This window comes from Sphingomonas corticis (assembly GCF_012035195.1).
Classification (GTDB): Bacteria; Pseudomonadota; Alphaproteobacteria; order Sphingomonadales; family Sphingomonadaceae; genus Sphingomonas; species Sphingomonas corticis.
Window position 1 is genome coordinate 15,125 of the sequence record NZ_JAAVJH010000004.1, and the last position, 9,551, is coordinate 24,675.

At 71.0% G+C, this 9,551-nt stretch carries 7 protein-coding genes; 5 read left to right on the plus strand and 2 right to left on the minus strand.

The window, feature by feature from the left end; all coding sequences use genetic code 11:
• Window positions 1–117: 117 nt before the first annotated feature.
• Window positions 118–1,524 (minus strand): HlyD family type I secretion periplasmic adaptor subunit, encoded by a 1,407-nt coding sequence (locus HBH26_RS07300; RefSeq protein ID WP_239024658.1) that lies wholly within the window; start codon window positions 1,522–1,524, stop codon window positions 118–120.
• Between the two features lie 98 nt (window positions 1,525–1,622).
• On the opposite strand from HBH26_RS07300, the gene HBH26_RS07305 reads away from it, so the two are divergent.
• Window positions 1,623–3,827 (plus strand): ATP-binding cassette domain-containing protein, encoded by a 2,205-nt coding sequence (locus HBH26_RS07305; protein WP_168133979.1) that lies wholly within the window; start codon window positions 1,623–1,625, stop codon window positions 3,825–3,827.
• A gap of 22 nt (window positions 3,828–3,849) precedes the next feature.
• Here the strand turns inward: HBH26_RS07305 and HBH26_RS21155 are convergent, their stop codons facing one another.
• Window positions 3,850–4,956 (minus strand): 2OG-Fe(II) oxygenase, encoded by a 1,107-nt coding sequence (locus tag HBH26_RS21155; protein WP_338057292.1) that lies wholly within the window; start codon window positions 4,954–4,956, stop codon window positions 3,850–3,852.
• 106 nt (window positions 4,957–5,062) lie between these two features.
• Here HBH26_RS21155 and HBH26_RS07315 point away from each other — a divergent pair, with 106 nt between their 5' ends.
• The 4 genes from HBH26_RS07315 to HBH26_RS07330 are packed head-to-tail and all read left to right on the plus strand — an operon-like array spanning window position 5,063 to window position 9,549.
• Entirely contained in the window at window positions 5,063–5,797 is a 735-nt protein-coding gene (locus tag HBH26_RS07315) for a hypothetical protein (protein ID WP_168133980.1), read from the plus strand.
• Between the two features lie 16 nt (window positions 5,798–5,813).
• A complete protein-coding gene (locus HBH26_RS07320) occupies window positions 5,814–7,433 on the plus strand; it encodes a hypothetical protein (RefSeq protein ID WP_168133981.1) in 1,620 nt (539 codons plus the stop codon).
• Between the two features lie 13 nt (window positions 7,434–7,446).
• Window positions 7,447–7,815, plus strand: coding sequence for a PilZ domain-containing protein (locus HBH26_RS07325; protein ID WP_168133982.1), 369 nt, complete (start codon window positions 7,447–7,449; stop codon window positions 7,813–7,815).
• A 12-nt stretch (window positions 7,816–7,827) separates the two neighbouring features.
• Entirely contained in the window at window positions 7,828–9,549 is a 1,722-nt protein-coding gene (locus HBH26_RS07330; protein WP_168133983.1) for a TolC family outer membrane protein, read from the plus strand.
• The last annotated feature ends 2 nt before the right edge of the window (window positions 9,550–9,551 follow it).

Consider the following 9,551-nt stretch of genomic DNA (forward strand, 5'->3'; position numbering starts at 1 on the left):
ATGTCCACCCGCCCTTCGTTCCGGCCCGGTTCGCTACAAACGATCGGCCCGGCCGTAGAGGGCGGGCGAACGTCGCGCTACCGGCGACCATTCCCGTCCTTACCTATGTGAAGGATTTCATTCCCGAAGGGCGCCTTCCTTGATGCGGATCAGCGGGCCCAGGATGTAGGAGAGGATGGTCTGCCGCCCCGCCTTGATGTTGACCTCCGCGGTCATGCCCGGGATCACCGGCCTGCCCTCGCCGAAATGGGTCGAATCGGCCTTCAGCCGGACGCGATAGTAGCTCTCGCCCTTCGGATCCTGGATCACGTCGGCGGACACGTCGACCACCTTGCCGTCCAGCCCGCCGTAGATCGCCGAATCGTAGGCGGACACCTTGATCGTCGCCGGCAGGCCCGGCCACACGTCTCCGCGGTCGCGCGGGGCGACGCGCGCCTCCACCATCACCGTCTTGTCGATCGGCACGATCTCCGCGACCGGTTCGCCCGCGCGGATGACGCCGCCGACCGTCTGGAAGAACAGCTTGTTGACGATGCCGTCCATCGGCGCGCGAACCTCCTCGCGCGACTGCTTGTCGCTGTAGGCCGTCAGGTTCTCGTTCGCCTTGGCGAGCTCCAGCCGCAGCTTGGCGGCCTGTTCCTTCGTTTCCTCCATCGTGCGCGTCCATACTTCGCGCTGGCGGGCGGAGGATTCGCCGAGTTCCGCGTAGGTCGTCGGGATGGAGTTCTGCACGTCGTCCATCTTCGTGCGCAGCGACAGCAGCGCGGCGCGCTTGTCCAGCACCTCGCGCTCGGAGATCGCCTCCTCGGCATACGCCTTCTCCAGCTTGGCGAGCTGGCTCATCATCAGCGTCTCCTCGGCGCGCAGGTTGCGCAGCCGCGCGGCGGACGCGGCGATCTCCGCGCGATGGCCGCGGCCCTGCTCGGCCATGATGCTGGACGACTGGCCCATCTGCGCGCGGCGGGAATGGAACAGCGCCTCCTCCGATGCGGCGATGGCGGGGGCGAGCGTCGCCAGCGCCGCGGGCGCGCGAAAATCGCCGGCACCGGCGACCTCGGCGTCCATCCGCGCCAGCGCGATCTTCTTCGCTACCACGTCGGTCTGCGCGTTCTGCGCGTCCGCGGCGGTGAACTCGTTCGACAGCTGGAGCAGCACCTGCCCCTTTCGGACGCGCTGCCCCTCCTCGATCAGGATGCGCTTCACGATGCCACCTTCCAGGTGCTGGACGACCTGGTTCTGCACGGACGGGAGGACGCGGCCTTGCCCGCGCGTCACCTTGTCGACGGAGAAGAGCGCCGCCCAGCCGAGGAAGATCGCCAGCACCGCGCCGGTCACGATCAGGATGTTCGTCGGCCGGTCGGTGCGGATGCGCGCGCTCCATGGCGCGATGCCGCCGATCGGCGCGCTCGCGACGCCCGCGCGCCCGCCCAGCGCGGCGGCGAGCTCTCGCTCGTCCACGTTCTCGAACAGGCTGGCCCCGCCCATCCGGCGGATCAGGCGGTCGCGCATCGCGGCAAGGATCATCGTCACGTCCGTTCCATCGTTCGCGACGGCGTTTACCGATCATTATCCTTAAGAATGTTTAATCGGCACCGGACCAACCGACCGGAAGCCGACACGACATGGACAGCGGTGACAGCGTCAGGGGCATCAGCCTCGCCCAGCGGATCGCCGGGCGCATGGGCCGGCGCGCGGCGGCGAACGACGCCATCGCGGTGACGCCGCTGCCCGTCGTCGACGCGCTGGTGGCGCTGGCGGCGCTGTGCGGGCGCGAGAGCTCGGCGGAGATGCTGGTCGCGGCCCTGCCCGCCGCCGACGGCGCGCTGGACCCGCGACACGCCCCCTTCGCGCTCGCTCGCGCGGGGCTGGAGGCGAACTGGAGCGCGCGCCGCGCCGCCGCCGTGGCGATCGCCGACGTACCGCTGCTGGCGCCGCTGGCCCACGGCGGCTGCGTGGTGATCGAGGCGGTGGAGCCCGCGGGGGGCCTGCGCGTCCGCGACGCCGGCGGGACACGCAGCGTCGCCGCGCGCGACCTCGATCCGCTGCTGGCAGGCGAGATGCTGTCGTGCGGGCACGTCGATCCCGCCAATGGCGACGCCGCGGCGGAAGCGGGCGAACTGGCGCAGCGCAATCCGCGGCTGTGGCTGCTCGGCAGCTTCCTCGGCGAGCGACGCATGCTGGCGCAGCTGGTCATGGCGGCGGTGCTGCTGAACCTGTGCGCGCTCGCGATCCCGCTCTACATGCGCGCGATCTACGACCGCGTCGTGCCCAATCTGGCGATCGAGTCGCTGTGGGCGTTGTCCGCCGGGGTCGTGCTCGTCCTGCTGTTCGAATTCGGCTTCAAGCACGTGCGGCAGAGCTACGTCGACGCCGTCGGCGTGCGCGTGGGCCACGCGGTGCAGCACCGCGCGATGGCCAGCTTCCTGCGCGCCCGCAACGCGCGGACGCAGTCGTCGGGCGGGCTGATGACCGCGCTGCGCGACGTGGAGGGGCTGTCGCTGCTGGTGCCGCAGGCGGTAGTGACGTTCCTCGTCGACCTGCCCTTCTTCGCGCTCTACCTCGCGCTGATCGCGCTGATCGGCGGCTGGGCGGTGGCCGCTCCGGTCGTCGGCGCCGCGGCGCTGGCGATCGTCGGCATCGTCTGCAATTATGCGGTGAAGCTGTCGGGCCGACGCTCCTCGAAGCTGATGCAGGCGCGGCAGGACCTGGCCGTGGACGTCGCGGACGGCATCGCCACGATCAAGGCGAACCAGGCCGAGGGGCATTTCCTGCAGCGGTGGGACGTCGTCTCCGACCACCTGGCGATGAGCGGCAAGGCCACGCGCAAGTGGAACGAGCTGCCGGGCAGCATGGCCGGGCTGCTGGTGCAGATGGTGACGGTCCTCGTGATCGTGATCGGCGTCTTCCAGATCAAGGCTGGCGTCATGACCACCGGCGCTCTGGTGGCGGCGACGATGCTGACGGGGCGCGCGATGGTGCCCGTTTCCGCCGCGATCGGCCTCGCCAGCAAGGCGTACCAGAGCCTGGCGCAATTCGCCGGGCTGGCCGCGATCATCGCGCTGCCGGCGGAGCGTCAGGTGTCCGATCCCGCGGTGCGGCGCGCCCGCGTGCGCGGCGACTTCCGTCTGGCCGACGTGGGTGTCGTCCACCCCGGCGCGGCGGCGCCCAGCCTTTCCGGGATCACGCTGTCGATCGCCCCGGGGGAGAAGGTGGCGCTGATCGGCAAGTCGGGTTCGGGCAAGACGACGCTGCTGCACCTGCTGGCCGGCTTGGCCGAGGCGCAGTCGGGCCTGTTGACGATCGACGGCCATGCCGCCGCGCACTACGCCACGGCGCAGCTGCGTCGCGGCCTCGTCTACTCGGCGCAGGACGCCACGCTGTTCGACGCCACCATCTGGGAGAACATCCTGCTGGGCATGGACGAGCCGGACGAGGAGGTGGTGGAGGCCGCGATCCGCGCCTCCGGCCTCGACGGCTTCGTCAGCCGCACCGTGGAGGGCTATTGCCGCCGCGTCGGCCCGCGCGGCAGCCGCCTGTCGGGCGGCCAGCGCCAGTCGGTGCTGCTGGCGCGCGCGCTGGTGCGCGATCCGCAGGTGCTGCTGCTGGACGAGCCGACCGCGTCGATGGACGTGGGCAGCGAGCAGGCGGTGATCCGCGGCCTGCGCGAGGCGACGCGCGACCGCACGCTGATCGTCGCGACGCACCGGCTGGCGCTGCTCGACATGGTCGACCGCGTGATCTGGCTGGACGACGGCCGGGTGACGGCCGACCGCCCGCGCGACGAGGTGGTGGCGATGCTGAAGGCTCCCCGCGCGAAGGTGGCGTGATCCGCCGCAGCGCGCGGGAGGATCAGCGCGCCGTCACCGAGGCGATCACCTGGTCGCGCAGCGCCGGGTCGTCGAGATAGCGCGCATTCTCCAGCCGCACCTGCGCCGCCGCCTCGTCGTAGAGGAACGGCAGGATGCAGTGGCGCACCCCGGCCGTCACCGGCGTCGCCTCGTGCAGCAGCGAGCAGGAGAAGACCACCGCGCCCCCCGTCGGCGGACGATACGTGCGCCGGCCGAACTCGGGAAAGCGCAGGTCTCCGCCCTCGTGCGCGTCGGCGTCCAGGTTGATCGACACGGCGAAGCGGCGGTGCGCGGTGCCGCGCGTGGTATTGTCCTTGTGCGGGCGGAAATGTCCGCCGGTCGCACTGTCGTAGCGGCCGATCAGGTAGCGTTCCATGCGCGACACGCGGAACTGGAACGCGCGCTGGATCGCCGGCACCAGCCGCCGCATCACGCGGTGGCGCAACGCGGCGCGCAGCTCCTCGTCCTCGATCAGGCAGTCGCTGCGCCGCTTGTGGTGGTGATCGACCACCAGCACGGTGCGACCGGTCGCCGGATCGGTCTTCATGTAGCCGCTGTCCTCCGCCCCCTGCGACTCGCAATAGTCGATGAAGCGGCGGCACAGCGCCGGCTCCAGCAGGTGCGGCACGACCAGCACGGGGGCGAGGCCGTCCGCCGGCGCGGCGCCGAGCAGCGCGCGCATCGCGGCGTGGACGTCGGCCGCGTGGCGATCCGCGTCCTCCACCGGCAGGACCGCCACGACTCGCAGGCCGGGGTCGAGCAGGAACGTGGCGAGCCGCAGGTCGTCGCCGGTGCGGCAGCCGAAGGCGTCGGCCGCCGCGAACCCGTCGTCAGCCAGCGTGCGGACGCCCGGATAGCGGTCGGGCAGCGTGTCGAGGTCGGCAGGATCGGCGGTGACGACGAAATGGCTCGCGCGCTCGTCGTCGAACAGCCCGTCGTCCTCGCGCAGCGCGCGCACCATCGCGGCGACGCCGGGCACCGCCAGCCGTCCGATCAGCGTGACGGCGACGTGCCGCCCCGCCACGCTGTCGAAGGCGTAGGCGGGATTGCCGCGGGTGCGCGCCCTGAAGGGCGGGACGGGGTCGCCGGGACCAAGCACGTCAGTCACTTAGCAAAGCTGTCGAAGCGGCTCCATGGTTATCCGTCTCTTAACCATCGCTCGACTATCGCAGGCGCCGGGCACCGCAACTTGTGCGGCGCGAGAGGGGTGGAACGTGGCAGGCGGATCGGCCGAGGGCGAAGTCAATCACTGGCCGGCGTTCGTCGACGTGCTGACGACCGTCATCATGGTCGTCACCTTCCTGCTCGTCATCATGAGCGCGGCGGTGATGGTGCTGTCGCAGCGCGCGGTGGAGCGGTTCAAGGCGAATTACGACGCGCAGCACCAGAAGGTCGGCGAGGCGCCCAAGGTGCCCGCGGGCGCCACCGCCGCCGACGCGAATCGCCACGCGCGCCTGCGCTCGCCCGCCGATGCGCCGGACGGATCGTCGATCGCCGAACTGGGCGACGTGCTGAAGAGCGACACCGCGGTCGACGGGCAGGACCGGCTGTCGATCCGCACGCGCGAGACCCCGGAGACGCTGCGGCTGGCGGTAAAGGCGGACGAGCAGCCCGACGATACCAAGGGCGTGAAGGTGGAGACCGCGGACGTGCTGCTGCGGCTCGATTTCGATCCGATGGCGGTCAGGCTCGACGCCGACACCGAGGGCAAGGTGAAGACCTTCGTCGCGGGCAAGGCCGACGGCGGTGCCACCTACGAGATCTGGTCCAGCGCGCCCCAGAGCATGTCGGTGACCGAGGCGCAGCGCCTCGCCTTCTATCGCGCGGCCATGGTCCGCAACGTCCTGATCCGCGCGGGCATCGCCGGCGCGAAGATCAGGACGCAGGTCCGCGTGACCGATCCCACGTCGAAGGACGGGCACAACGTGCGCGTCGTCGTGAAGCCCTGAGCGAGCGAGAGCGCCCATGGAAAAGAAGATCCGTTCCGAACTGATGAAGATGACGGCCATCATGGTCGTCCTTCTCGGCCTGGGCGTCTACGCGCACGAATTCGTCATCGCCGGCATCCAGGCGAAGGCAGCGCTGAACCTGTCGATCTTCGCCACCTTCGGCCTCGCCGCGTGGCTGGCCTTCCGCCACGTGCTGAAGCTGAAGAACGAGGTGCTGGCGCTGAACGCGCTGAAGGTCGATTATGGCGTCCGCTCGCGTCGACCGCTCGATCCGTACAAGCAGCCCGCCATCGTCTTCCACGAGCCCGAGCTGCTCGGACAGGGCTATCGCATGATTACGGAGGAGCTGGGCAAGCAGGATTCGCTGCATCTCAGCAACTCCACGGTGCAGCTGCTGCTGCACGACGTCGACCAGCGCATCAACGATCGCAAGTCGACGATCATGTACTTCTCCGGCCTTATGGTGTTCCTCGGCCTGCTCGGCGCCTTCATGGGGCTGATGAAGACCGTGCACTCGGTCGGCGACCTGATCGGCAGCATGGACGTGTCGGGCGCGGGCGGATCGGACAGCTTCGGCAAGCTGATCGAGGGGATGAAGGGCCCGCTGAACGGCATGTCGGTGGGCTTCAGCTCGTCGCTGTTCGGCCTGATGACGTCGATGGTCCTGGGCGCGCTGGAGCGGTTCATGACCAGCGCGATGAAAACGCTGCGCAACGAATTCGAGCACTGGCTGTCGAACATCGCCGAGCTGGAGGGCGGCACCGAGCAGGCGGCCGCCAGCAGCAACAAGGTGGAGCTGGCCGGCGTCACCAAGGCGCTGGTGCAGGGGTCGAAGCAGCTGGACGAGATGCGCCGCGCGATCGAGAGCGACGCGCGCGCCGGCGACGAGACGCATCGCGCCGTCGCCAGCATGGCGACGCAGATCGAGGCGCTGGGCAGCCACGTCGGCAAGATGGCCGATCCGTCGCCGGTGCTGACGCCGCTGGTCACCACGGTCGCCGAGCTGGCGCACAGCCAGGCCGCGATCCTGACCCGCGTGGAGGCGATGTTCCGCACCGCGGAGCGCGATCGGCTGGCCATGGCGGCGATGATGGAGACGATGCTGGAGCAGGCCGGGCGGCAGCCGCCGGTCGACGCCGCGACGCTGCACGCGCAGCTGGAGCGGCTGATCGCGATGCAGGCGGAACTTGCGGAGCGCGGACCGAGCGTGGTGGGCGTGCCCGTGGAGACCGAGGCGCCTGCGCGCGGCTGGCGCGATCGTGCGGGAGCGCTGCTGCGCTGGCGGCGCGAGCGGGTGGAGGCGGCGCTGCGGCAGGATGTGCGCGCGCTGTCGACGCAGCAGGAGCAACTGGTTCAGGACGTGCGCGCCTCGTTCGAGGGCACCGTGGGCTGGCTCGCCGCGCAGCGCGAGACCGATCGCGCCCTGCTGCGCAAGCTGGCGGAGGAGCAGGCCAGCGCCGACGCGCGGCTGGGCCGGCTGATCGACCGGATCGAGGATCGCGATACCGCCACGTCCGGCGGCGCGCGCGCGGACCTCGACAAGCTGAGTCGCGAGCTGGGCGTGCCGGTCGAGGACCAGGCGCCCGCGCGACCGGAACCCGCCGCGCCCGCGTCGCGCGCCGCGGCTGGCGAATGAGAGGATTGCCAACATGAAGCTTCCCTCGATCTTCCCCTTCGCGCGCCGCCACCGGCGCGATTTCTCCCGCGCCAGCGCGCGGCACGCCTGCGCCATCGAGGGGTCGGTGATGATGATGGACCGGGTGGTCACCTTCCCCGGCCGCACCATCGACCTGTCGGCGGGCGGCGCGCTGTTCCGGCCGCGGCTCAGCTATCTGCTGTATCGCCGCGACGTGCCCGTGTGTCTGACGATCGGCAGCGAGGAAGTGTTCGGCCGCATCGTCGGCACGACGCCCAAGGGCTTCGGCATCCACTTCGACGAGCCGCTGGACGACGAGACGCTGGCGGCGATCCTGGCCGAGGCGGGCGCCGCCCCGGCTGCGGCGGCCTCGGCGGCCTGAGCGGAGCGGATCATGCGTCACGCGTTCTCCTCGCGCACCCTGGCAGGCGCGCTCGCCGGCTCGATGCTGACGGCCGCCGTGCCCGCGGGCGCGCTGCCCGTCGCCGCGCTGCTGCCCGCCGCGATGCCGGCGCTCCCCGCGCTGGCCGCGATCGTGCCCTCCGCGCTGCGCGCGCCGGCCCCTTCCGTCCTGCCGCGGCTCGGCGATCCCGACGCGCGTGCGCTCGACCGGGCGCAACCCGACGAGGTGACCTGGGCACGGATCAGCTTCGTCACGCCGGGCCGCCGGCCGACCTACGGCCCCGTGCTGCCCGCCGCCGAGGCGCTGCTGCCGGTGGAGGATCCCCATCGCATCACGTCCTTCGTGATGCCGGTGGCGCCGTCGCGCCCGCTGGTCCTGCCGGGCGCCGCGCTTGCCGTGAAGTCGACGGCGCAGGTTCCGGCGCCCGCGTCACCGCCCGCCCCGGCCGACCGGCCCGAGGATCTGCGCGCTGCCATCGTCGAGGCGCTGAAGAGCAATCCCGACATCCAGATCGCGCTCGCGCGGCAGGACGACGCGAAGTACGGCGTGGACGAGGCGGTGGCCGGCTACCTGCCGCACATGGACATCGCCGTTGCGATCGGGAACGAGTTCAACGATCCGCAGCTCGGCGCCGCCACCAACCTGCGCCGCGGCGAGGGGCTGCTGTCGGTGCGGCAGAACCTGTTCGACTTCGGCACCACGATCAACGACATCAAGCGCGCGCGCGCCAGCTATCGCGCGGCGCAATGGGGCACGCGCGAGAAGATCGAGGCGGTGTCCTACGACATCTCGACCGCGTACCTTTCCGTGCTGGAGCGGCAGAAGCTGCTGGCGCTGGGCGAGGAGGAGCTGGCCGCCGCGCAGAAGATCCTGAAGATGGTGACGACGCAGAACGAGCTGGGCCTTACCACGCCCGCCGACGTCAGCCGCGCCAAGGCGCGCAGCGAGAACGTGCAGGCGCAGATCCAGGATCGCCGCAGCGCCCTGGAGCAGGCACGCGAGAGCTATCGCCGGCTGACCGATCGGCTGCCGGCGCGCGCCGCGGACGTGCCGAGCGCCGCCGCGGCGCTGCCGCCCAGCGCCGACGCCGCGGTGGCGATGATCGCCGACCACAGCCCGCGCATGGCGCAGGCGGTGCAGGACCGCCGCTCGATCGAGCGGCAGCGCGCGAGCCAGACCGGCACCTTCTTTCCCAAGGTCGGCCTGCTGGCGCAGGCCAATTGGCGCGACGACGTGCAGGGCCGCACCGGCCAGAACCGCGACGCACGCGGCATGGTGACCGTCACCTATGGCTTCCTGAACGGCGGGGCGGACGTGGCGGTGCGCAACCGCCTGTCGGCGCGGCTGCGCGAGGCCGATTACGAGCTGGAGCGTCGCCGCCGCGAGGTGGAGCAGGACCTGCGGATCGACTTCAACGCGCTGGAGGCGGCGCGGGCGAAGACCGCCACGATCGACAGCGAGATCGCCTCGTCGCAGAAGGTGGTGCAGCTCTACACGCAGCAGTTCCGTGAGGGGAAGCGCACCGTCTTCGACCTGCTCGACAGCCAGCAGATCCTGTTCAACGCGCGCGCCAGCCAGGTGACGAACGGCACCGCGATGCAGCTCGCTGAGTTCCGCGTGCTGCAGAAGCTGGGCGGATTGTTCGACCTGCTCAGCCAGGGCGAGAAGCTGCCCAAGCTGGTGGTGCCGGCAAAGGACCAGCCGCGGCGGTAGAA